Annotated in this window: 19 protein-coding genes, 2 tRNA genes and 3 rRNA genes; 13 read left to right on the forward strand and 11 right to left on the reverse strand. The window is 54.8% G+C overall.

Annotated features, from left to right (window positions below; genetic code table 11):
• Positions 1-310: 310 nt before the first annotated feature.
• The 4 genes from OKF39_RS02775 (at position 311) to rrf (ending at position 5,279) form a co-directional block, all read left to right on the forward strand.
• Positions 311-1,850: ribosomal RNA gene (locus OKF39_RS02775) — 16S ribosomal RNA — on the forward strand.
• A gap of 85 nt (positions 1,851-1,935) precedes the next feature.
• A tRNA-Glu gene (locus OKF39_RS02780) sits at positions 1,936-2,011 on the forward strand.
• Positions 2,012-2,193: 182 nt separating this feature from the next.
• Positions 2,194-5,097 (forward strand): 23S ribosomal RNA (locus OKF39_RS02785).
• A gap of 66 nt (positions 5,098-5,163) precedes the next feature.
• Positions 5,164-5,279: ribosomal RNA gene (rrf, locus tag OKF39_RS02790) — 5S ribosomal RNA — on the forward strand.
• Together the 16S, 23S and 5S rRNA genes with 1 tRNA gene alongside form the textbook arrangement of a ribosomal RNA operon.
• Before the next feature lie 241 nt (positions 5,280-5,520).
• Here rrf and OKF39_RS02795 read toward each other — a convergent pair.
• A tRNA-Phe gene (locus tag OKF39_RS02795) sits at positions 5,521-5,596 on the reverse strand.
• Between the two features lie 168 nt (positions 5,597-5,764).
• Here OKF39_RS02795 and OKF39_RS02800 point away from each other — a divergent pair.
• Positions 5,765-6,610: an AraC family transcriptional regulator gene (locus tag OKF39_RS02800; protein ID WP_041911503.1), complete on the forward strand. Its 846-nt coding sequence runs from the start codon at positions 5,765-5,767 to the stop codon at positions 6,608-6,610.
• Positions 6,611-6,647: 37 nt separating this feature from the next.
• Complete coding sequence (locus tag OKF39_RS02805; protein WP_045261289.1) at positions 6,648-7,238, forward strand: LysE family translocator; 591 nt, start codon at positions 6,648-6,650, stop codon at positions 7,236-7,238.
• Here the strand turns inward: OKF39_RS02805 and OKF39_RS02810 are convergent.
• From OKF39_RS02810 to aspA, 5 genes are all read right to left on the reverse strand, one after another.
• Positions 7,235-7,810: a transcriptional regulator gene (locus OKF39_RS02810; protein WP_028015225.1), complete on the reverse strand. Its 576-nt coding sequence runs from the start codon at positions 7,808-7,810 to the stop codon at positions 7,235-7,237. The two genes, OKF39_RS02805 and OKF39_RS02810, sit on opposite strands and share 4 nt — an antisense overlap.
• 49 nt (positions 7,811-7,859) lie before the next feature.
• Positions 7,860-9,569 (reverse strand): protein-disulfide reductase DsbD, encoded by a 1,710-nt coding sequence (locus OKF39_RS02815; protein ID WP_479983449.1) that lies wholly within the window; start codon positions 9,567-9,569, stop codon positions 7,860-7,862.
• Complete coding sequence (gene cutA, locus OKF39_RS02820) at positions 9,545-9,868, reverse strand: divalent cation tolerance protein CutA (RefSeq protein ID WP_479983450.1); 324 nt, start codon at positions 9,866-9,868, stop codon at positions 9,545-9,547. Before cutA ends, OKF39_RS02815 begins: the two co-directional genes overlap by 25 nt.
• A 113-nt stretch (positions 9,869-9,981) precedes the next feature.
• Positions 9,982-11,283, reverse strand: a complete 1,302-nt coding sequence (locus OKF39_RS02825; RefSeq protein WP_008502949.1) for an anaerobic C4-dicarboxylate transporter — start codon at positions 11,281-11,283, stop codon at positions 9,982-9,984.
• Positions 11,284-11,399: 116 nt separating this feature from the next.
• Positions 11,400-12,836 carry an aspartate ammonia-lyase gene (gene aspA, locus OKF39_RS02830; protein WP_003855923.1) on the reverse strand — a complete coding sequence of 479 codons (1,437 nt, stop codon included), beginning with the start codon at positions 12,834-12,836 and terminating at the stop codon, positions 11,400-11,402.
• Between the two features lie 335 nt (positions 12,837-13,171).
• Between aspA and OKF39_RS02835 the strand changes: the two genes are divergently transcribed.
• Positions 13,172-13,636 (forward strand): FxsA family protein, encoded by a 465-nt coding sequence (locus OKF39_RS02835; protein WP_028015228.1) that lies wholly within the window; start codon positions 13,172-13,174, stop codon positions 13,634-13,636.
• Positions 13,637-13,667: 31 nt separating this feature from the next.
• On the opposite strand, the gene yjeH is transcribed toward OKF39_RS02835, so the two are convergent.
• Positions 13,668-14,906 carry an L-methionine/branched-chain amino acid transporter gene (gene yjeH / locus OKF39_RS02840; RefSeq protein WP_479983451.1) on the reverse strand — a complete coding sequence of 413 codons (1,239 nt, stop codon included), beginning with the start codon at positions 14,904-14,906 and terminating at the stop codon, positions 13,668-13,670.
• A gap of 178 nt (positions 14,907-15,084) precedes the next feature.
• Between yjeH and OKF39_RS02845 the strand changes: the two genes are divergently transcribed.
• Both OKF39_RS02845 and groL read left to right on the forward strand, forming a co-directional pair.
• A complete protein-coding gene (locus OKF39_RS02845) occupies positions 15,085-15,378 on the forward strand; it encodes a co-chaperone GroES (RefSeq protein ID WP_003855929.1) in 294 nt (97 codons plus the stop codon).
• A 31-nt stretch (positions 15,379-15,409) separates the two neighbouring features.
• Positions 15,410-17,053, forward strand: a complete 1,644-nt coding sequence (groL, locus tag OKF39_RS02850; RefSeq protein ID WP_023310114.1) for a chaperonin GroEL — start codon at positions 15,410-15,412, stop codon at positions 17,051-17,053.
• 64 nt (positions 17,054-17,117) lie between these two features.
• Here the strand turns inward: groL and iadA are convergent, their stop codons facing one another.
• Genes iadA through OKF39_RS02865 form a run of 3 tightly spaced genes read right to left on the reverse strand, consistent with a single transcriptional unit; the run spans position 17,118 to position 19,399 of the window.
• Positions 17,118-18,281 carry a beta-aspartyl-peptidase gene (iadA, locus tag OKF39_RS02855; protein ID WP_045261286.1) on the reverse strand — a complete coding sequence of 388 codons (1,164 nt, stop codon included), beginning with the start codon at positions 18,279-18,281 and terminating at the stop codon, positions 17,118-17,120.
• A gap of 10 nt (positions 18,282-18,291) precedes the next feature.
• A complete protein-coding gene (locus OKF39_RS02860) occupies positions 18,292-18,753 on the reverse strand; it encodes a YjiG family protein (RefSeq protein WP_028015231.1) in 462 nt (153 codons plus the stop codon).
• Positions 18,734-19,399 (reverse strand): nucleoside recognition domain-containing protein, encoded by a 666-nt coding sequence (locus OKF39_RS02865; RefSeq protein ID WP_045261285.1) that lies wholly within the window; start codon positions 19,397-19,399, stop codon positions 18,734-18,736. The genes OKF39_RS02860 and OKF39_RS02865 overlap by 20 nt, the downstream gene beginning before the upstream one ends.
• Before the next feature lie 234 nt (positions 19,400-19,633).
• Between OKF39_RS02865 and OKF39_RS02870 the strand changes: the two genes are divergently transcribed.
• Positions 19,634-19,987, forward strand: a complete 354-nt coding sequence (locus OKF39_RS02870; protein ID WP_014882205.1) for a DUF4156 domain-containing protein — start codon at positions 19,634-19,636, stop codon at positions 19,985-19,987.
• A 64-nt stretch (positions 19,988-20,051) separates the two neighbouring features.
• On the opposite strand, the gene epmB is transcribed toward OKF39_RS02870, so the two are convergent.
• A complete protein-coding gene (epmB, locus tag OKF39_RS02875; RefSeq protein WP_479983452.1) occupies positions 20,052-21,080 on the reverse strand; it encodes an EF-P beta-lysylation protein EpmB in 1,029 nt (342 codons plus the stop codon).
• 40 nt (positions 21,081-21,120) lie between these two features.
• On the opposite strand from epmB, the gene efp reads away from it, so the two are divergent.
• From efp to ecnB, 3 genes are all read left to right on the forward strand, one after another.
• Positions 21,121-21,687 carry an elongation factor P gene (efp, locus tag OKF39_RS02880; protein WP_003855940.1) on the forward strand — a complete coding sequence of 189 codons (567 nt, stop codon included), beginning with the start codon at positions 21,121-21,123 and terminating at the stop codon, positions 21,685-21,687.
• 58 nt (positions 21,688-21,745) lie between these two features.
• Positions 21,746-21,877, forward strand: a complete 132-nt coding sequence (locus OKF39_RS02885) for an entericidin A/B family lipoprotein (protein WP_028015234.1) — start codon at positions 21,746-21,748, stop codon at positions 21,875-21,877.
• A gap of 108 nt (positions 21,878-21,985) precedes the next feature.
• Positions 21,986-22,132 carry a lipoprotein toxin entericidin B gene (gene ecnB / locus OKF39_RS02890; protein ID WP_003855942.1) on the forward strand — a complete coding sequence of 49 codons (147 nt, stop codon included), beginning with the start codon at positions 21,986-21,988 and terminating at the stop codon, positions 22,130-22,132.
• Position 22,133: the final 1 nt, after the last annotated feature.

The following is a 22,133-nucleotide window of genomic DNA, read 5'->3' on the forward strand; positions in this document are numbered from 1 at the left end:
GGAGAACTCCCTATAATGCGCCTCCATCGACACGGCGGATGTGAATCACTTCACAGTTAACCCGGTCGGTTGAAGAGAAAAAATCCTGAAATAACGGGTTGACTCTGAAAGAGGAAAGCGTAATATACGCCACCTCGCAACGGTGAGCTGAAAGCCGCGTTGCAACTGCTCTTTAACAATTTATCAGACAATCTGTGTGGGCACTCAAAGTGACATGGATTCTTAATGTCTTCGGACAATAAATGAATACCAAGTCTCTGAGTGAACATACGTAATTCATTACGAAGTTTAATTCACGAGCATCAAACTTAAATTGAAGAGTTTGATCATGGCTCAGATTGAACGCTGGCGGCAGGCCTAACACATGCAAGTCGAACGGTAGCACAGAGAGCTTGCTCTCGGGTGACGAGTGGCGGACGGGTGAGTAATGTCTGGGAAACTGCCTGATGGAGGGGGATAACTACTGGAAACGGTAGCTAATACCGCATAACGTCGCAAGACCAAAGAGGGGGACCTTCGGGCCTCTTGCCATCAGATGTGCCCAGATGGGATTAGCTAGTAGGTGGGGTAACGGCTCACCTAGGCGACGATCCCTAGCTGGTCTGAGAGGATGACCAGCCACACTGGAACTGAGACACGGTCCAGACTCCTACGGGAGGCAGCAGTGGGGAATATTGCACAATGGGCGCAAGCCTGATGCAGCCATGCCGCGTGTATGAAGAAGGCCTTCGGGTTGTAAAGTACTTTCAGCGGGGAGGAAGGTGCTGAGGTTAATAACCTCAGCAATTGACGTTACCCGCAGAAGAAGCACCGGCTAACTCCGTGCCAGCAGCCGCGGTAATACGGAGGGTGCAAGCGTTAATCGGAATTACTGGGCGTAAAGCGCACGCAGGCGGTCTGTCAAGTCGGATGTGAAATCCCCGGGCTCAACCTGGGAACTGCATTCGAAACTGGCAGGCTAGAGTCTTGTAGAGGGGGGTAGAATTCCAGGTGTAGCGGTGAAATGCGTAGAGATCTGGAGGAATACCGGTGGCGAAGGCGGCCCCCTGGACAAAGACTGACGCTCAGGTGCGAAAGCGTGGGGAGCAAACAGGATTAGATACCCTGGTAGTCCACGCCGTAAACGATGTCGACTTGGAGGTTGTGCCCTTGAGGCGTGGCTTCCGGAGCTAACGCGTTAAGTCGACCGCCTGGGGAGTACGGCCGCAAGGTTAAAACTCAAATGAATTGACGGGGGCCCGCACAAGCGGTGGAGCATGTGGTTTAATTCGATGCAACGCGAAGAACCTTACCTACTCTTGACATCCAGAGAACTTAGCAGAGATGCTTTGGTGCCTTCGGGAACTCTGAGACAGGTGCTGCATGGCTGTCGTCAGCTCGTGTTGTGAAATGTTGGGTTAAGTCCCGCAACGAGCGCAACCCTTATCCTTTGTTGCCAGCGGTTAGGCCGGGAACTCAAAGGAGACTGCCAGTGATAAACTGGAGGAAGGTGGGGATGACGTCAAGTCATCATGGCCCTTACGAGTAGGGCTACACACGTGCTACAATGGCGCATACAAAGAGAAGCGACCTCGCGAGAGCAAGCGGACCTCATAAAGTGCGTCGTAGTCCGGATTGGAGTCTGCAACTCGACTCCATGAAGTCGGAATCGCTAGTAATCGTGGATCAGAATGCCACGGTGAATACGTTCCCGGGCCTTGTACACACCGCCCGTCACACCATGGGAGTGGGTTGCAAAAGAAGTAGGTAGCTTAACCTTCGGGAGGGCGCTTACCACTTTGTGATTCATGACTGGGGTGAAGTCGTAACAAGGTAACCGTAGGGGAACCTGCGGTTGGATCACCTCCTTACCTTAAAGAACCTGCCTTTGTAGTGCTCACACAGATTGTCTGATGAAAAGTAAAAAGCAAGGCGTCTTGCGATTGAGACTTCAGTGTCCCCTTCGTCTAGAGGCCCAGGACACCGCCCTTTCACGGCGGTAACAGGGGTTCGAATCCCCTAGGGGACGCCACTTGCTGGTTCGTGAGTGAAAGTCACCTGCCGTCATATCTCAAAACTGACTTGCGAGTCATGTTTGAGATATTTGCTCTTTAAAAATCTGGATCAAGCTGAAAATTGAAACGACACATCTTTAAGGTGTGTTCGAGTCTCTCAAATTTTCGCAATCAGAAGTGAAACATCTTCGGGTTGTGAGGTTAAGCGACTAAGCGTACACGGTGGATGCCCTGGCAGTCAGAGGCGATGAAGGACGTGCTAATCTGCGAAAAGCGACGGCGAGGTGATATGAACCTTTGACCCGTCGATGTCCGAATGGGGAAACCCAGTGTGTTTCGACACACTATCGTTAACTGAATACATAGGTTAACGAGGCGAACCGGGGGAACTGAAACATCTAAGTACCCCGAGGAAAAGAAATCAACCGAGATTCCCCCAGTAGCGGCGAGCGAACGGGGAGCAGCCCGGAGTCTGAATCAGCTTGTGTGTTAGTGGAAGCGTCTGGAAAGTCGCACGGTACAGGGTGACAGTCCCGTACACGAAAGCACACAGGTTGTGAACTCGAAGAGTAGGGCGGGACACGTGGTATCCTGTCTGAATATGGGGGGACCATCCTCCAAGGCTAAATACTCCTGACTGACCGATAGTGAACCAGTACCGTGAGGGAAAGGCGAAAAGAACCCCGGCGAGGGGAGTGAAAAAGAACCTGAAACCGTGTACGTACAAGCAGTGGGAGCACCTTCGTGGTGTGACTGCGTACCTTTTGTATAATGGGTCAGCGACTTATATTCTGTAGCAAGGTTAACCGTATAGGGGAGCCGCAGGGAAACCGAGTCTTAACTGGGCGTTAAGTTGCAGGGTATAGACCCGAAACCCGGTGATCTAGCCATGGGCAGGTTGAAGGTTGGGTAACACTAACTGGAGGACCGAACCGACTAATGTTGAAAAATTAGCGGATGACCTGTGGCTGGGGGTGAAAGGCCAATCAAACCGGGAGATAGCTGGTTCTCCCCGAAAGCTATTTAGGTAGCGCCTCGTGAATTCATCTTCGGGGGTAGAGCACTGTTTCGGCTAGGGGGCCATCCCGGCTTACCAACCCGATGCAAACTACGAATACCGAAGAATGTTATCACGGGAGACACACGGCGGGTGCTAACGTCCGTCGTGAAGAGGGAAACAACCCAGACCGCCAGCTAAGGTCCCAAAGTCATGGTTAAGTGGGAAACGATGTGGGAAGGCACAGACAGCCAGGATGTTGGCTTAGAAGCAGCCATCATTTAAAGAAAGCGTAATAGCTCACTGGTCGAGTCGGCCTGCGCGGAAGATGTAACGGGGCTAAACCATGCACCGAAGCTGCGGCAGCGACACTATGTGTTGTTGGGTAGGGGAGCGTTCTGTAAGCCGTCGAAGGTGTGCTGTGAGGCATGCTGGAGGTATCAGAAGTGCGAATGCTGACATAAGTAACGATAAAGCGGGTGAAAAGCCCGCTCGCCGGAAGACCAAGGGTTCCTGTCCAACGTTAATCGGGGCAGGGTGAGTCGACCCCTAAGGCGAGGCCGAAAGGCGTAGTCGATGGGAAACAGGTTAATATTCCTGTACTTGGTGTTACTGCGAAGGGGGGACGGAGAAGGCTATGTCAGCCGGGCGACGGTTGTCCCGGTTTAAGCGTGTAGGTGTGTGTTCCAGGCAAATCCGGTTCACTTTAACACTGAGGCGTGATGACGAGGCACTACGGTGCTGAAGTGATAAATGCCCTGCTTCCAGGAAAAGCCTCTAAGCATCAGGTAACACGAAATCGTACCCCAAACCGACACAGGTGGTCAGGTAGAGAATACCAAGGCGCTTGAGAGAACTCGGGTGAAGGAACTAGGCAAAATGGTGCCGTAACTTCGGGAGAAGGCACGCTGATATGTAGGTGAAGTCCCTGCGGACGGAGCTGAAATCAGTCGAAGATAGCAGCTGGCTGCAACTGTTTATTAAAAACACAGCACTGTGCAAACACGAAAGTGGACGTATACGGTGTGACGCCTGCCCGGTGCCGGAAGGTTAATTGATGGGGTTAGCGGCAACGCGAAGCTCTTGATCGAAGCCCCGGTAAACGGCGGCCGTAACTATAACGGTCCTAAGGTAGCGAAATTCCTTGTCGGGTAAGTTCCGACCTGCACGAATGGCGTAATGATGGCCAGGCTGTCTCCACCCGAGACTCAGTGAAATTGAACTCGCTGTGAAGATGCAGTGTACCCGCGGCAAGACGGAAAGACCCCGTGAACCTTTACTATAGCTTGACACTGAACACTGGTCCTTGATGTGTAGGATAGGTGGGAGGCTTTGAAGCGTGGACGCCAGTCTGCGTGGAGCCGTCCTTGAAATACCACCCTTTAATGGCTGGTGTTCTAACGTGGACCCGTAATCCGGGTTGCGGACAGTGTCTGGTGGGTAGTTTGACTGGGGCGGTCTCCTCCCAAAGAGTAACGGAGGAGCACGAAGGTTAGCTAATCCTGGTCGGACATCAGGAGGTTAGTGCAATGGCATAAGCTAGCTTGACTGCGAGAGTGACGGCTCGAGCAGGTGCGAAAGCAGGTCATAGTGATCCGGTGGTTCTGAATGGAAGGGCCATCGCTCAACGGATAAAAGGTACTCCGGGGATAACAGGCTGATACCGCCCAAGAGTTCATATCGACGGCGGTGTTTGGCACCTCGATGTCGGCTCATCACATCCTGGGGCTGAAGTAGGTCCCAAGGGTATGGCTGTTCGCCATTTAAAGTGGTACGCGAGCTGGGTTTAGAACGTCGTGAGACAGTTCGGTCCCTATCTGCCGTGGGCGCTGGAGAATTGAGGGGGGCTGCTCCTAGTACGAGAGGACCGGAGTGGACGCATCACTGGTGTTCGGGTTGTCATGCCAATGGCACTGCCCGGTAGCTAAATGCGGAAGAGATAAGTGCTGAAAGCATCTAAGCACGAAACTTGCCCCGAGATGAGTTCTCCCTGAGACTATAAGTCTCCTGAAGGAACGTTGAAGACGACGACGTTGATAGGCCGGGTGTGTAAGCGCAGCGATGCGTTGAGCTAACCGGTACTAATGAACCGTGAGGCTTAACCTTACAACGCCGAAGCTGTTTTGGCGGTGAGAGACAGATTTTCAGCCTGATACAGATTAACAGAATTTGCCTGGCGGCTTTAGCGCGGTGGTCCCACCTGACCCCATGCCGAACTCAGAAGTGAAACGCCGTAGCGCCGATGGTAGTGTGGGGTCTCCCCATGTGAGAGTAGGGAACTGCCAGGCATCAATTAAGAAGAACCCCGTACCGTAAGGTGCGGGGTTTTTTGCTTTGTGCACCGGAAAATACCGGGTGGCGGCTTCGCCTTATCCGGCTATAGGTTTTGCAGGCCCGGTAAGCGCAGCGCCACCGGGAAATGCTAACCGCACGATCTTCCCGGGAAGAAATAGAGGGGTATAAATAAGGTAAGGTTTTGATAAACGCAGAAAAGCAAAAACCCAGCCATAGGCTGGGTTCTTTAAATAGTGGTGCCCGGACTCGGAATCGAACCAAGGACACGGGGATTTTCAATCCCCTGCTCTACCGACTGAGCTATCCGGGCAACGGAGCGCATTAAACCGCAATCGCGCCTTATCGTCAACATTATTTCAGGAAAAGCTGTTCAACTGCTTAAGTTTGCGGCAATCTGTACGTTTTCACCGTGAAAATGCACAAATCTTCCAGACAATACCGGGCCGTGCGGCAATGCTGATGACAACAGGAGGGCAGTATGGCAAACGACTGGCTTGAGCTCCGTCAGCATGCGGATACCGGCATTGAAACGATTAAAGCGCACTTCGAAGGCCATGCCTTCGATCCCCACTGGCACGATAGTTATCTGGTCGGGATTACCCTTTCAGGCACCCAGCAGTTCCACTGTCGTCGCGAACGCCACCGCAGCCATCCTGGTGATGCGTTCTTACTGGAGCCGGGCGAAATTCACGACGGCGACGCGCCTGTGGAAGGAGGCTTTACCTATCTCACCTTCTATCTTGACGAGCAGTGGCTGACGCGTACCCTCCGTGGATTATATGAGGCCACGCCGGATCGCTACTCGCTTCACTTTGCTCAAACGCTAACGCGAGAACCTCAGCTGGTCCGTTCTATCGGCGAGACATTTAACGCGTTGCATAGCGATGAGATGAAAATTGTTCAGCAGAGTACAATGGATAAGCTGCTCTCTCAGATCACCTCCCATTGCCACTGGCGTAAGAAACTCCCGTCGCAGCTACAGAGCGCTGCCGTGGCGCACCGCGCACGCGACTATCTTTATGCGCATATCGGCGAGAACGTGGGGTTGTCAGACCTTGCGCGCGAGACGGGCACGGATCGCTTTACGCTGACGCGCTGCTTTAAGCGCGAGTTCAACCTGGCACCGCACGCCTGGCTTATTCAGCTGCGTCTGGCAAAGGCGCGACAGCTGCTGGCGCACGGCGAACAGCCTGTTAATGTGGCTACAGCGCTCGGTTTTGCCGACCAAAGCCATCTGGGACGCTGGTTCCAGCGTGCATACCGCATTTCCCCTGCCCACTACCGCCGGTTGTGCACAAACCTTCCAGACGTTTCCAGAAAATAGCGGCACAGTAATGGCTCTAATAAAAAAGGAGCCATCTGTGAGTCTGATGCCTTATCTGCTGTTTGCCTTTGTCGCGTCGATAACGCCCGGCCCGACGAATATCCTCGTTCTCACTAACAGCCAGCACTTTGGTGTGAAAAATACCATTCCCGCCATTTTGGGGGGATGTATTACGGCGAGTCTGATTGTGCTGATATCGGGTGCCGGCGCCGGGGAGGTGCTGCGTCAGTTTCCTCTGATACGCCAGGCAATGAGTTGGGCGGGCGTGCTGTGGCTAACCTGGATGAGCTGGCAACTGTATCGGGCGCCTGCGGCGAATCTCTCTGAGAAGACGCCTCATCGCTTCACCGCGCAAGCCGCAGCGCTGCTGCAGATGGTGAATCCGAAAACGTGGATGATGGCGCTGGCAGTAGTGAGTCTTTTTGCTCCCGCGAGCATTCATCCGTTAAGAGATATTGCGCTGATGGCGCTATGGTTCTTATTGATTTCTGTGATGTGCCTGATGTGCTGGGCGTGGCTGGGGAAGGCGGTAAACCGGGTGTTTCGCACCACCGTGGCGATGGTGCGGTTTCAGCGCCTGATGGCGCTATGTCTGCTCGTCTCCGCCTGGGCGGGCATGCTGGTCTAGGTTAACGCCCCGCCCATACGACACTGGGCAAAGCGCAGAATGTCTTCCGCAAGGCGGTGCGCCGTATCCACATCGGCCTGGCTACGGTTCACCAGCATGCGGCTCAGACAACCCTCCAGTACGAGCTCCATCTGCTTAGCGACCATTGCCGGGTCATCCACTTCAAGCGTTGTCAGCAGTTCGTGGGTGAAGTCATGCGCCGCACGTTTTTGCTGATCCGCCAGCTGGTGTATTGGATGGCCAGGATCGGGATAAAACGTACAGGCAGCAATAAACAGGCAGCCTGGATAACGATTGTTGCTGACGCACTCTGTCAGGGCGGTGTAGCGCGCTAACAGTTTTTGCTCAGCGGTCAGCTCTTCATTCAACATTAGCTGCCTGCGCCAGATATCCACCTGCTGGCTAAGATAGCGTAGGGCATCATAAAGCAGCGCCTCTTTATCCGGCCAGAAGCGCTTAAGCTCATCCAGAGGGTAATCGATACGGTCGGCTACCATCTCAAGCGTGGTGCTGGCGATCCCTTGAATCTCAAGTAGTTGCAGGGCTTGTCCCAGTACGTCTTCGCGTTGCACGGTTATCTCCTCCGCTATTCCCAACGGTATGTCCCGTCTAAAGTGTTGTTTACGGTTGGCGATTGCGCAAATGCGCGCTGAATGCCGTTGCGTCCATAAACCCGGTTACACGCTGTTCTGGCAGCTCTTCGCCCTGCTCATTGAAGAACAGAATGGTTGGCAGCCCGAGTACGGTAAGGTGTTTAAGCAGGGCCTTATCCTGCGCATTGTTGGCTGTGACGTTTGCCTGAAGGAGTACCGTCTCTTTCAGGGCATTTTGCACCTGAGGATCGCTAAAGGTGTATTTTTCAAACTCTTTGCAGGCAACACACCAGTCGGCATAGAGGTCGAGCATCACCGGTTTGCCTTTTGCCTGCGCCAGCGCGCTGTTGAGCTCATCGACGTTCTTAACGTGTATAAAGTTTAAATGTGCCTGCGTCTGGCCCACAGGCGAGCCGAACGCCCAATCCTGAAGCGGGCGCACGCTCACCAACGCGGCGGCGAGCAGGAGAATTTGCACCAGACGCATCCACGCTTTTTTTGCCCCCAGGCTGACGATAAACGCCCAGGAGAAGAACGCCACGCCGAGCATGGCCCACAGGCGCAAACCCCACGCGTCACCCATGATGCGCTCCAGCAGGAACACCGGGAGCGCCAGGATGACAAAGCCGAACGCGGTTTTCACCGTCTCCATCCACGGGCCGCTCTTTGGCAGCAGGCGGTTGCCAAACACCGTCACCAGAATCAGCGGCAGCCCCATCCCCAGCGCGTAAAGATACAGCGTACCCCCGCCGAGCCACATATTACCGCTCTGGGCAATGTACAGCAGGATAGCGCTCAGCGGTGCTGTAGTGCAGGGGGAACAAATCAACCCGGCGATGGCGCCCATTGCGAACACGCCGCCCGCAGAGCCACCCTGCTGGCGATTGCTCATCAGCGTTAAGCGGGTTTGCAGCGAAGAGGGCAGCTGAAGCGTGAACAGGCCAAACATCGACAGCGCCAGCAGAATAAATACGGCTGACAGGCCGATTAGCACGTAAGGGTGCTGAAGCGCTGCCTGGAACTGCAGTCCGGCCGCGGCGACCACGAGGCCGAGCGCGGTATAGGTGAGCGCCATGCCCTGCACATAAATAAAGGCCAGGAGCAGCGCCCGGGCGGTAGAAAGGCGCTGTTTGCCGCCCAGTACAATCCCGGAGATAAGCGGGTACATCGGCAGGACACAAGGGGTAAAGGCAATGCCGATACCAATCAGTAAGGCCCAAAGTGCTGAGAACGGCAGATCGGAAGCAGCTTTGGCTTCGCCTTCATCCCTCACCCTGTCCCTCTCGCCTGAGGTGAGAGGGGAGGCAGCCGCTTTAACTTCAGTAAGCGGAACGACCTTCGTTTCAGGAGGGTAGCAGAAGCCCGCGTCGGCACAGCCCTGATACGTAACCGTCAGCGTGGCATCTTTATCCGCCTGATTCACCGTGACGGGCACGCTTAAGCGCTGGCGATAAATTTCACTTTTACCGTAGAACTCGTCCTCATGCCATTCGCCAGCGGGCATCTGCAATGCGCCAACGTTAGCCTTTGCTGGCGTGATGCTGACCTGCTTGCGGTAGAGGTAGTAACCCTCTTTCACCTGCCAGGTCAGATTGAGATCGTGCTGGTTTTGCTGAAAGTCGAAAATGAACGCCTGGTCGGCGGGAATAAAGTTCGAACGGCCGGGCGCGTCAAACAAACCGGCAAATACTGACGTGCTGCACAGCAGCAGGATCAGCGTAAAGAAGCGTTGAGCCATGAGAGATAGTCGTTATCGCCGTGGACCACTGGCAGCGCCAGCAGCTCCGGGGTTTGATAAGGATGATGAGACTTGAGGCAGTCAAGGAGCGCCTGCTGATTCGCCAGATTGGTTTTGAGCAACATCTGGACTTCATACTCCTGCTCCAGCTTGCCTTCCCAGTAATAAAGGGAGGTCGCGCCGGGGAGCAGCGTGACGCAGGCTGCCAGTTTTTCGGCCAGCGCTTTGGCGGCGAGATCCTGGGCAGAGGCTTCATCAGGGGCGGTACACAGTACGACAACAGCATCAGGCGTGTTCACAAGTCGACCTCCTCATCACGAAAGTCTTCACTATATCACGCCATGCGATTGGTCATTAATGAAACGGGCCGCAGAGCGGCCCGATTTTAACTATTTTTACAACGGCTAACCGTTTACAGCACAATGCCGCCAATGATAAAGCCGAGGACGACGCAAAGCGTAATCGCCACCACGCCCGGGATCAGGAACGCGTGGTTAAACACGTACTTACCGATGCGGGTTGAGCCGGTATCGTCCATCTCAACCGCGGCCAGCAGGGTTGGGTAGGTGGGCAGAACGAACAGCGCAGAAACCGCCGCAAAAGAGGCAATCGCCGTCAGCGGCGTCACGCCCAGCATCAGTGCCGCAGGCATCAGCGCTTTGGTGGTGGCAGCCTGAGAGTAAAGCAGCGTCGCGGCAAAGAACAGTACCACCGCCAGCAGCCACGGGTAGTTGTGCAGCAGGTCGCCGGCAACGGTCTGGATGTCGCTGATGTGCGCTTTCACGAAGGTGTCACCGAGCCACGCCACGCCCAGTACGCACACGCAGGCGCTCATACCGGATTTGAAGGTGCTGGCGTTCAGCACTTCGCTGGTGTCAATTTTACAGGTGATGCTAATCAGCGTGGCGATGGTCAGCATGAATACCACAATCGCTTCGTTACGTGGCAGCACCGGGTTCTGGATCAGCCCCACGGTGTCGCTGATGGCGGTCGCGTAGAACATCACGGCGACGATACCGATCAGGAACAGCAGCACGGAGCGTTTCGCGTGCGGCTTCAGCTCGAATACCTGGCTACCGCGCAGGCTCACTTCACCTTTTGCCAGACGCTCCTGGTAAACCGGATCGTCTTTCAGCTCGGCACCCAGGAAGTTACACAGCACTGCGGTAATCATCACCGCAATCAGCGTGACTGGAATACAGATCGCCAGCAGCGTCAGGTAGCTCACGCCCATCGGCTCAAGGATACCCGCGAAGAAGACTACGGCGGCTGAGATTGGCGACGCGGTGATCGCAATCTGCGACGCCACCACGGCAATAGAAAGCGGACGAGACGGGCGGATCCCCTGTTCTTTTGCCACCTCGGTGATCACCGGCAGCGTGGAGAACGCCGTGTGGCCGGTTCCCGCGAGAATGGTCATAAACCAGGTCACCAGCGGGGCAAGGAAGGTGATGTATTTCGGATGGCGGCGCAGCATGCGCTCCGCCAGGCTCACCAGGTAGTCCATACCGCCCGCCACCTGCATGGCCGCAATAGCGGCAATAACCGCCATGATGATTTCGATAACGTCAAAAGGGATTGCGCCGGGTTTAATCTGAAAGATAAGGGTAAGCACGAGCACCCCGAGACCGCCGGCAAAACCAATGCCGATACCCCCGAGCCGCGCGCCCAAATAAATCGCCAACAGGACGATGACGAGTTCTGCTCCAAACATAAAGACCTGCCTTGCTTATTAACAAGTTGATATTGAATTGTTGTATTTAGGTAACGCCTAAAAAGAAAAAAGGCACGTCACAAGTGACGTGCCTTTCGGAAGCCTAGCCTGAACTGTTACTGTTCGCTTTCATCGGTATATCGTTTCGCTTTATATGCCGGATGCATCAGGTTCTGGGCCGAGAAGATATCGTCCAGCTCGGCTTCGGTCAACAGTCCACGCTCCAGCACGACTTCACGCACGCTCTTACCGGTTTCGGCGCAAATCTTACCAACGATGTCACCGTTGTGGTGGCCGATGAACGGGTTGAGGTAAGTAACGATCCCGATGGAGTTATAAACATAGCCTTCACAGACTTCTTTATTCGCGGTGATGCCGTTAATGCATTTTTCCAGCAGGTTGTAGCAGGCATTAGTCAGGATGTGAATGGATTCAAACATCGCCTGGCCAATCACCGGCTCCATCACGTTCAGCTGCAGCTGACCGGCTTCGGAGGCCATGGTCACGGTGGTGTCGTTACCAATCACCTTGAAGCAAACCTGGTTCACCACTTCTGGCACTACCGGGTTAACTTTGGCTGGCATAATGGAAGAACCCGCCTGCAACTCTGGCAGGTTGATTTCGTTCAGGCCAGCGCGCGGGCCGGAGGAGAGCAGGCGCAGGTCATTACAGATTTTGGACAGTTTCACCGCCAGACGTTTCAGGGCGCTGTGTACCATTACGTACGCGCCGCAGTCGGATGTGGCTTCAATCAGGTCTTCCGCAGGCACCACAGGCAGGTTAGACACTTCCGCCAGCTTCTGAACTGCCAGCTGCTGATAGCCATCCGGGGTGTTCAGACGCGTACCGATGGCGGTGGCGCCCAGGTTCACTTCCAGCAGCAGCTCGGAGGTGCGCAGCAGGTTTTTGGTCTCTTCGTTAAGCAGCACGTTAAACGCGTGGAATTCCTGACCGAGGGTCATTGGCACCGCGTCCTGCAGCTGGGTACGGCCCATTTTCAGAATGTCCTGGAACTCAACGGCCTTACGCTGGAAGCCATCGCCCAGTTGGTTGATCGCGTCGACCAGTTTGACCACGGAGGCATACACCGCGATACGGAAGCCGGTTGGGTAGGCGTCGTTGGTGGACTGGCATTTGTTAACGTGGTCGTTCGGGTTGAGGTACTGGTATTCACCTTTCTGGTGGCCCATCAGCTCAAGGCCGATGTTTGCCAGTACTTCGTTGGTATTCATGTTGACGGAGGTACCCGCGCCGCCCTGATAGACGTCAACCGGGAACTGGTCCATGCATTTGCCGTTGTTCAGCACTTCATCGCAGGCAGCGATAATCGCATTTGCCGCGCTTTTAGGAATGGTTTGCAGCTCTTTGTTCGCCAGCGCTGCGGCTTTCTTCACCATCACCATGCCACGGACAAACTCAGGGATATCGCTGATTTTGCTGTTGCTGATGTAGAAGTTTTCAATCGCTCTCAGAGTGTGAACACCATAGTAGGCATCCGCTGGAACTTCCCTGGTACCCAACAAGTCTTCTTCGATACGAATGTTGTTTAACATGTGAACCTTCTTTTCAAGCTGCCGATGGATTGTACTAAACACACAACATATATGTGGTTTTGAATATTTTCTGACCGACGATTATTCCCTCAATCGGCCAGATGTTCGAGATCATATGCTGATGATAGCGAATTGCCGTAAGCTGGATCACTTATTATCGACCCGATTCCATGATAATTATTAATCTGTGAAATGTGTCACCGCTTTAATATTTCCGAAAAAAATATCCGTGCAAACCGATTGAATTTTGGCTAACCGTCTCCATCTCTTACAGACGCGTGACGCGAACACATTCAGACAGGGGCCAGATGGCACCTGCCACACAGGAGATGCCAGTGCGCTGGATACCGTTTATTGCTTTCTTTCTCTATGTTTACATTGAGATTTCTATTTTCATTCAGGTAGCTCACGTGCTGGGCGTCCTGCTGACGCTGATTCTGGTGATCTTCACCTCCGTCATCGGCATGTCGCTGGTGCGTAATCAGGGTTTCAAAAATTTCCTGATAATGCAGCAGAAGATGGCCGCAGGCGAAAGCCCGGCTGAAGAGATGATCAAAAGCGTGTCGCTGATTATTGCTGGCCTGCTGCTGATCCTGCCGGGGTTCTTCACCGACTTCCTCGGCCTGCTGTTGCTGTTGCCGCCGGTGCAGAAGCACCTGACCATGAAGCTGCTGCCGCACCTGCGCTTCAGCCGCATGCCGGGCGGCGGGTTCAGCACAGGGCCAGGCGATACCTTCGAAGGGGAGTATCAGCGCAAGGATGAACAGCGCGACCGTTTAGACCATAAAGACGATCGATAATTTTTTTGCCCGGTGGCTTCGCTTACCGGGCCTACGGATTTTTCCGCTTCGGTAAAAACGCCCACAGCCCCGCCAGCATGACGATGGCGTACGCACTCTTCCATCCCACCATCGCCAATAACAGCAGGCACAGCACGCCCCCGACGACCGCCAGTGCTTTATAGCGACCTTTCAGCAGACGACAGCCCGCCAGCATGCACAGCAGGTAGATCATGATGAAAATACCGTTGGCGTAGATAATTAGAGCATCGAGGTTGATGTCGAGAAGATAAATACCCAGCGAGCTCAGGACGCAGCAGCCCAGCACCGCATTCAGCGCATTCATCGGGAGTTGACGTTTAGACAACCGCGCGAGGCGGCTCTCAGGTTTGTAGCGCGCCTGTGACCACACCAGACGGGCGAAGCTCTGGATATAAATGTTGAGGCTGGCAAAGCAGGCGAGATAGCCAATCACACAGGCCACCCATAGCGCCTTCACGCCGAAAAGTTTAACCACGATACCCGGTAGCGATGCGGCGGCGGCTTTATCTTCGCCGAACGCTTTGAAGTGCAGCACCAGCACGGTACAGGCCCAATATACGGTGCCCGCCAGCAGTAAACCAATCATTAGAGCGCGGGGAAAATCACGCTCGGGCTGTTTAAACTCGGATGCCAGGTGAGCGAACGCTTCAAGGCCAACAAAACACCAGAACATGACGGATAACGCAGCGAAAAGCTGTGAATGGTCGATATCGTTTATCGCAGGGAAGGGGATATCTGCTACGGTAATGTTACCCGCAAACCAGATGGCGACGATCAGCACGACGATCAACGCTGCAACCAGCGTTTGCAGATTCGCGCTTGAATTGGCTCCGCGCGAGCCCACCCACCAGACGATCGCCAGCGTACCCAACTCAGCCAGCAGCAGTTGCTCGTCGTGCCAGCCAAACAGCGCCTGTCCAAAGCCGGTGGCGATATGCAGGGCTGCCGGAAGGCCAACGGGTATTACCGACAAAAACAGCCAGCCGGTTACGCGCTCCATGCGCGGACCAAACGCCATGCCGACAAAATGCGCCACGCCGCCCGCGCTGGGGAAGTGCCGCCCGAGTATGGCAAACACAATCGCCACCGGGAACACCAGCAGGATCAGCACCGGCCATGCCCAAAGACTGTTATTTCCGGCGACCAGCGCCGCCAGTGCCGGTACGGCAAACACGCCGGTACCTAACAAGGAGGTTGAAAGCAGGCCAACGCCCTGCGCCAGCCCCAGCTCCTGCCTGAGTCCACTCATTTACCTTGCCCTGCCACCATCAAAAGAGAGTGGATGGTAACACTTTCGCAAATTTTTTTTCGATTCCCCCTTGAAGGGGGAAAAAGCTATCCCCATCTCTCAGGGCACTAGTCGGAAAACCGCATGCGGGCCGGCGTCATCCATAACTGATAATGACTTTCTCAAAGGAGAGCTATCAATGAGTATTCGTCCGTTACATGATCGTGTGATCGTCAAACGTAAAGAAGTTGAAACCAAGTCTGCTGGCGGCATCGTTCTGACCGGTTCTGCAGCAGCCAAATCAACGCGTGGCGAAATCATCGCTGTCGGTAAGGGCCGCATCCTGGAAAACGGAACTGTGCAGCCGCTGGACGTTAAAGTTGGTGACATCGTAATTTTCAACGATGGCTACGGCGTGAAATCCGAGAAGATCGACAATGAAGAAGTGTTGATCATGTCCGAGAGCGACATTCTGGCAATTGTTGAAGCGTAATTTACGCACGAGAATTTGAGGAAATAAGAACATGGCAGCTAAAGACGTAAAATTCGGTAACGACGCTCGTGTAAAAATGCTCCGCGGCGTAAACGTACTGGCAGATGCAGTTAAAGTGACCCTGGGCCCGAAAGGCCGTAACGTAGTGCTGGATAAATCCTTCGGCGCGCCAACCATCACCAAAGATGGTGTTTCCGTTGCACGTGAAATCGAGCTGGAAGACAAGTTCGAAAACATGGGCGCGCAGATGGTGAAAGAAGTTGCCTCTAAAGCGAACGACGCTGCAGGCGACGGTACCACCACCGCGACCGTACTGGCGCAGGCTATCATCACTGAAGGCCTGAAAGCCGTTGCTGCGGGCATGAACCCAATGGATCTGAAACGTGGTATCGACAAAGCTGTCGCATCCGCTGTTGAAGAACTGAAAGCGCTGTCCGTACCGTGCTCTGACTCTAAAGCCATTGCTCAGGTTGGTACTATCTCCGCTAACTCCGACGAAACCGTAGGTAAACTGATCGCTGAAGCGATGGATAAAGTCGGTAAAGAAGGCGTGATCACCGTTGAAGACGGTACCGGTCTGGAAGACGAACTGGACGTGGTTGAAGGTATGCAGTTCGACCGCGGTTACCTGTCCCCATACTTCATCAACAAGCCAGAAACTGGCGCTGTTGAGCTGGAAAGCCCGTTCATCCTTCTGGCTGACAAAAAGATCTCCAACATCCGCGAAATGCTGCCAGTGCTGGAAGCCGTTGCGAAAGCAGGCAAGCCGCTGGTTATCATCGCTGAAGATGTTGAAGGCGAAGCGCTGGCGACCCTGGTGGTTAACACCATGCGCGGCATCGTGAAAGTGGCTGCGGTTAAAGCACCTGGCTTCGGCGATCGCCGTAAAGCAATGCTGCAGGATATCGCAACCCTGACCGGTGGTACCGTGATCTCCGAAGAGATCGGTATGGAGCTGGAAAAAGCGACCCTGGAAGACCTGGGTCAGGCGAAACGCGTTGTGATCAACAAAGACACCACCACCATCATCGACGGTGTGGGTGAAGAAGCCGCTATTCAGGGCCGTGTTGGTCAGATCCGTAAGCAGATCGAAGAAGCCACTTCTGATTACGACCGTGAAAAACTGCAGGAGCGCGTAGCGAAACTGGCTGGCGGCGTTGCGGTAATCAAAGTTGGTGCGGCGACCGAAGTTGAAATGAAAGAGAAGAAAGCACGCGTTGACGATGCCCTGCACGCGACCCGTGCTGCGGTAGAAGAAGGCGTAGTTGCTGGTGGTGGTGTCGCGCTGGTACGTGTAGCCGCTAAGCTGGCTGGCCTGACCGCTCAGAACGAAGACCAGAACGTGGGTATCAAAGTTGCGCTGCGCGCAATGGAAGCTCCTCTGCGTCAGATCGTTTCCAACGCCGGTGAAGAGCCATCTGTGGTTGCGAACAACGTGAAAGCGGGTGAAGGTAACTACGGTTACAACGCGGCAACTGAAGAATACGGCAACATGATCGACTTCGGTATCCTGGACCCAACTAAAGTGACCCGTTCTGCTCTGCAGTACGCGGCATCTGTAGCTGGCCTGATGATCACGACCGAGTGCATGGTAACCGACCTGCCAAAAGGTGACGCGCCTGACTTAGGTGCTGCTGGTATGGGCGGCATGGGTGGAATGGGCGGCATGATGTAATCATGTTGTTCTGAACCTCTCAGAACGAACCCCGGGCAGAAATGTCCGGGGTTTTTTATTGCCGCTACTCAAATGTTCCCTTCACGCATGCTGCGCCTTCGCGCACCATCTGGCGGCCTTTCGCCCAGACCTCGCGGATCTTCAGGTCATCCGTCAGCACCAGGAAATCGGCATCGCATCCGGGCGCGAGCCGCCCCTTATGCTCCAGCCCGAGAAACTCCGCTACGTTACGCGTAAACGGCAGAAGCGCCTCCTCCAGCGGCAGGTGATACCGGCTGACCAGTTGCTGCAGCGTCTGAGGCAGAGATTCGAACCCGGCTACGCCAATGCCCACCAGATTACCGTTCGCGTCAAAATTCGGTTGGCTGCCGTTACCGTCCGAGCTGAGCGTAAGCCGGTTAAACGGCACCTGCGCTTCACGGGCCGTCGCGATGGCGGTGGCGGCATCAATGGGCTCACTGATGCTGGTGGTGATGTCGATATAGCCCCCATCACGTGCATAATCCAGCGCGGCGAGGAACAGCGCCTGGTCGCGGTTAACGTGGGTTGGCAGCAGCTTCGTGCGTGGCACGTCGGCGTTTTTCAGGATGTTAAGCAGGGGCTCCAGCAGCTTCGGGCTGTTGCCGAGGTGAAACACGGATATGCCCGCTTTGGCGCCCAGCAGCCCGCCGACGCGCGACTGGGCGGCCATATTCGCGAGCTGGTCATCCGCTGGTGCGGAAGAGCGATGGTCGGAAATCGCGCATTTCACGCCGATGATTTTATCAATCAGCGCCACATCCTTTTCGATGCTGCCGGTAATCGTCGGAGAAGGCAGCCCGTATGCGCCTGTCAGCATCCACGCGCTGATCCCTTCATGCTCAAGCGCCCGCGTTTTTGCCAGCAGAGATTCGGGATGGCGGGTCACGCCGTCGGTACCCAGCAGGCCAACAACGGAGGTGATGCCCGCCGCCACCAGCGCGGACAACCGTACCTCCGGCGTCCGGGTGTGCGGACCGGCTTCACCGCCGCCGCCGATCAGGTGTACGTGCTGATCGATAAAGCCCGGGCAAACCACCGCCCCGGCGAGATCGGTTTCAGGACAGTTAAGCCGCATTGCTGCGCGATCCGTTTTTTCAATCGCGACGATTTTTCCCCCGGCGATCAGCAGATCGCAACGTCCCCGATCCTCCGGCGCGTAAAGGTGCACATTGCGGAAAAGATGGGGTTCCAGCACTGAAAAATCCATTTTTATCTCCTCAGAAGAGTAGCTGCATTACCCACATTGAGAGCAGGGCGTTAATGACGCAGACGGTAATGATGTGTGGATAATACTTCGGGTTAACGCCTGCGGTGCCCAGGCAGCGGCCGGTGTTTTGCACCGGATTGCCCATCAGATAGATGGCGGGCAGCAGAACGGTGGCATCGTGGCCGTTGAGCGTGCCGGCAGCCACCAGGCTGGCGCAAACCCCCACGCCGCCGCCCATACTCATCACCGAGGCCAGCAGGACCGTTGCCGCCGCGCCCGGAAGCCCCCACAGTGCCATAATCGGCTCGCAAATATTGCCAACAATATCCAGCAGGCCGGTCACCTTGAGCGCCTGAATGATGACAAACGCCATAACCACGTTCGGCAGCAGGCTGGTGGTGGCGATGGTAAAGCCTCGGCGGGCGCCATCGATAAACATGTCCATGATATTTTTACGCGGCTGGGCGATCATTTTTTTCCTCCTGAATACGACGATCTTCCATGTGAGCGATCCACAGACGCAGGAGGTTCGCGCCAACAAATTTAAACATCAGTATGACGGCCAGCGGCGTGATTACCGGGACGGTAATAAACGTGAAGAGTGCGGCGCCGGAAGAAAAATAGTTGGTAATGATGGCGCTACCGCTGGTCTGGAAGGTGGCGAAAATGGCGCGCTCGCGATCGGTAATAGCCCCTTCGTCGGTCAACTCTTTGGTCATCCCTGCTGCGGCATCGGTATTTTGCAGGTTGGCGATGAGGGCCAGAGAGCAGACGCCCGGTACGCCAAGCAGTGGGCGCAAAATGGGCGTCATCAGCTGTTGCGCGGCACGCAGCCCGCCCAGCCCCTCGGTGACGGCAATGATCCCGAGCGATAAAATGACCGAAGGCGCCAGTTCAAGGGCAAATAAGAAACCGTCTTTCGCCCCCGTGCCGCCCTCACCGCGAAACGTGAGCGCGCCGTTCACCGGACCGAAGCTGCCGTTTAGGACGGTAAAATCCAGCACGCGCCACCATTCGGTACTTTTGGCGAAAAAGCCTGAGAAAAATACGATGGTGAGCACAAACGCCAGATAGCCCACCCATGTTACCTTTTCCTCTCCTGAGGATGATGCACTCATGAAACCCCCTGTTTTAATCGCGTACAAAAGTTGTACGTCGCAACACTAAAAACGATCGAGGGCTAAAACACGATATCCCAAAGGGCATTATCAGAATTCATTTAAGATGTCGGAGGAGTGATGTACGGAATCCGGCTCGCAGAAATGCGCGGGGATTTTTCTTTTAGTCATCTTTTAGGTATAAGATTTACACACGGACAATTACTGTCCAGCTTATTGAAAACGAGGAATAACATGCGCGTAAAAGTCTGTGCAGGGATCGTAGGAGCAGCGTTGCTGCTGGCGGGTTGTAGCTCCAGCAATGAACTGTCGGCAGCGGGCCAGGGCGTTCGCTTTGTGGAAGATAAGCCAGGCAGCGAATGCCAGCTGTTAGGCACGGCCACCGGTGAACAAAGTAACTGGATGTCGGGTCAGCACGGTGAAGAAGGTGGCTCTATGCGCGGCGCGGCGAATGCACTGCGTAACCAGGCTGCTGCAATGGGGGGGAACGTGATTTACGGCGTGAGCAGCCCGACGCAAGGAATGCTCTCCAGCTTCGTGCCAACGGCCAGCCAGATGAGCGGCCAGGTCTATAAGTGCCCGAACTGAGTTTACTTGCTGATGGCGCTGCGCCCCACCTCGTAGGGCAGGTAAGCGTAGCGCCACCTGCCTTTTAGCGCTGCCGCAGTTGCAAATCCAGCGGCGTCTTACTCGGCTCTCCGCCAATCTCGCGTGCCAGCTTCGGCACCATATAACCTGAAACCAGCGTTAACAGCTCGCGCATAATCTGTCGGGCTTCCTCATCCGTCACCATGAAATGCGCCGCGCCCTGCACGCGATCCAGCACGTGCAGGTAATAGGGCATCACGCCTGCGTCAAACAAGGCATTGCTGAGATCGGCCAGCACCCGGGCGCTGTCGTTCACGCCGTGCAACAATACGCTCTGGTTGAGCAGCGTCACGCCCGCCTTACGCAGACGCGCCATCGCCGCGCGAAATTCATCGTCGATCTCGTTTGCGTGGTTGATATGGTTTACCAGCAGCACCTGTAGACGTGACTGCTCCAGGCGTGCAACCAGGCCGTCAGTGATACGTGCCGGAATGACAATCGGTAAACGGCTGTGAATGCGCAGACGTTTGATGTGCGGGATGGCTTCAAGCTGCGTCAAAAGCCAGTCCAGTTCATGATCTTTTGCCATCAGCGGGTCACCGCCGGAAAAAATAATCTCATCCAGCTCTGGATGGGCGGCGATATAGTCCAGCGCAACCTGCCAGTTGCGCTTATTTCCCTGGTTTTCGGCATACGGGAAGTGCCGACGGAAGCAGTAACGACAATTTACCGCACAGCCGCCTTTTACCAGCAGCAGGGCGCGATTGAGATATTTGTGCAGTAAACCCGGCACCACGCTGTTTTGCTCTTCCAGCGGATCGGTGCTGTAGCCCGGCGCTGTAATAAACTCATCCTGCGACGTAAGAGTTTGTTTTAATAAAGGATCGTCAGGGTTGCCTTTTTCCATGCGCGCAACAAACGCGCGGGGAACACGCAGGGCGAAAAGTCGCTTTGCCTCACGGCCAGCAAGCAACTCCGGATGCTGATCGAGGTCTAAAAGACGCAGCAATTCATCAGGACTGGTGATTACATCGGCAAGTTGCGATAACCAATCTTCTCTGGATGGGGTGTTTAGGGTTACAATATGCGCCATTTTGTGGCTTAGCTACCAGTTAACAAATTTAGAGGGCCTTATGGCAACGTACTATAGCAACGATTTTCGTGCTGGTCTTAAAATCATGATGGACGGCGAACCGTACGCGGTTGAAGCCAGCGAATTCGTTAAACCAGGTAAAGGTCAGGCATTCGCACGCGTTAAGCTGCGCCGCCTGCTGACCGGCACCCGTGTTGAGAAAACCTTCAAATCTACTGACTCCGCTGAAGGCGCAGATGTTGTCGATATGAACCTGACTTACCTGTACAACGACGGTGAGTTCTGGCACTTCATGAACAACGAAACCTTCGAGCAGCTGTCTGCTGACGCGAAAGCTATTGGCGATAACGCGAAGTGGCTGCTGGATCAGGCTGAGTGCATCGTGACCCTGTGGAACGGCCAGCCTATCGCCGTTACCCCACCAAACTTTGTTGAGCTGGAAATCGTTGAAACCGATCCAGGTCTGAAAGGTGACACCGCGGGTACTGGCGGCAAGCCAGCAACGCTCTCCACCGGCGCTGTGGTGAAAGTACCGCTGTTCGTACAGATCGGTGAAGTGATCAAAGTGGATACTCGCTCCGGCGAATACGTATCCCGCGTGAAGTAATTTACGTCATGATTCAAGGCGCAGCGCCCGCTGCGCCTGATTTTTGCAGGCAGGGATGATGAAACGTACCGTTAAAATTCTGCTTCTGTTAGCGCTCTCCAGCGTACTGCTTTCCGGCTGTAACACTGCCCGTGGCATGGGGGAAGATATCCAGGACCTCGGTCATATCATTTCTCACGCAGCCAGCTAAGTCCGTCTAATTTTCCTAAAATTGCTTCCTTTTCCGTCAATCGGCGGGATCTTGTCTATTCTTAAGTTGCTATACACAAAACAACTTTGGCTATAAAAGGAAGATATTATGGTTAAGAAAACAATTGCAGCGATCTTTTCTGTCCTCGTGCTTTCCTCCGTGTTGACTGCATGTAATACCACCCGCGGCGTAGGGGAAGATATCTCCGACGGTGGTAACGCGATTTCTGGTGCAGCAACTAAAGCTCAGAACTAAT

It is taken from the genome of Enterobacter cloacae complex sp. HYC042_NIDB (genome assembly GCF_056673315.1).

Bases quoted from the DNA above. Each gene is read 5' to 3' on its own strand.
- OKF39_RS02800 (WP_041911503.1), top strand. From the start codon at position 5,765: ATGGCAAACGACTGGCTTGAGCTCCGTCAGCATGCGGATACCGGCATT.
- OKF39_RS02815 (WP_479983449.1), bottom strand. From the start codon at position 9,569: ATGGCTCAACGCTTCTTTACGCTGATCCTGCTGCTGTGCAGCACGTCA.
- OKF39_RS02825 (WP_008502949.1), bottom strand. From the start codon at position 11,283: ATGTTTGGAGCAGAACTCGTCATCGTCCTGTTGGCGATTTATTTGGGC.
- aspA (WP_003855923.1), bottom strand. From the start codon at position 12,836: ATGTTAAACAACATTCGTATCGAAGAAGACTTGTTGGGTACCAGGGAA.
- yjeH (WP_479983451.1), bottom strand. From the start codon at position 14,906: ATGAGTGGACTCAGGCAGGAGCTGGGGCTGGCGCAGGGCGTTGGCCTG.
- OKF39_RS02845 (WP_003855929.1), top strand. From the start codon at position 15,085: ATGAGTATTCGTCCGTTACATGATCGTGTGATCGTCAAACGTAAAGAA.
- groL (WP_023310114.1), top strand. From the start codon at position 15,410: ATGGCAGCTAAAGACGTAAAATTCGGTAACGACGCTCGTGTAAAAATG.
- iadA (WP_045261286.1), bottom strand. From the start codon at position 18,281: ATGGATTTTTCAGTGCTGGAACCCCATCTTTTCCGCAATGTGCACCTT.
- OKF39_RS02860 (WP_028015231.1), bottom strand. From the start codon at position 18,753: ATGATCGCCCAGCCGCGTAAAAATATCATGGACATGTTTATCGATGGC.
- OKF39_RS02865 (WP_045261285.1), bottom strand. From the start codon at position 19,399: ATGAGTGCATCATCCTCAGGAGAGGAAAAGGTAACATGGGTGGGCTAT.
- OKF39_RS02870 (WP_014882205.1), top strand. From the start codon at position 19,634: ATGCGCGTAAAAGTCTGTGCAGGGATCGTAGGAGCAGCGTTGCTGCTG.
- epmB (WP_479983452.1), bottom strand. From the start codon at position 21,080: ATGGCGCATATTGTAACCCTAAACACCCCATCCAGAGAAGATTGGTTA.
- efp (WP_003855940.1), top strand. From the start codon at position 21,121: ATGGCAACGTACTATAGCAACGATTTTCGTGCTGGTCTTAAAATCATG.
- OKF39_RS02885 (WP_028015234.1), top strand. From the start codon at position 21,746: ATGAAACGTACCGTTAAAATTCTGCTTCTGTTAGCGCTCTCCAGCGTA.
- ecnB (WP_003855942.1), top strand. From the start codon at position 21,986: ATGGTTAAGAAAACAATTGCAGCGATCTTTTCTGTCCTCGTGCTTTCC.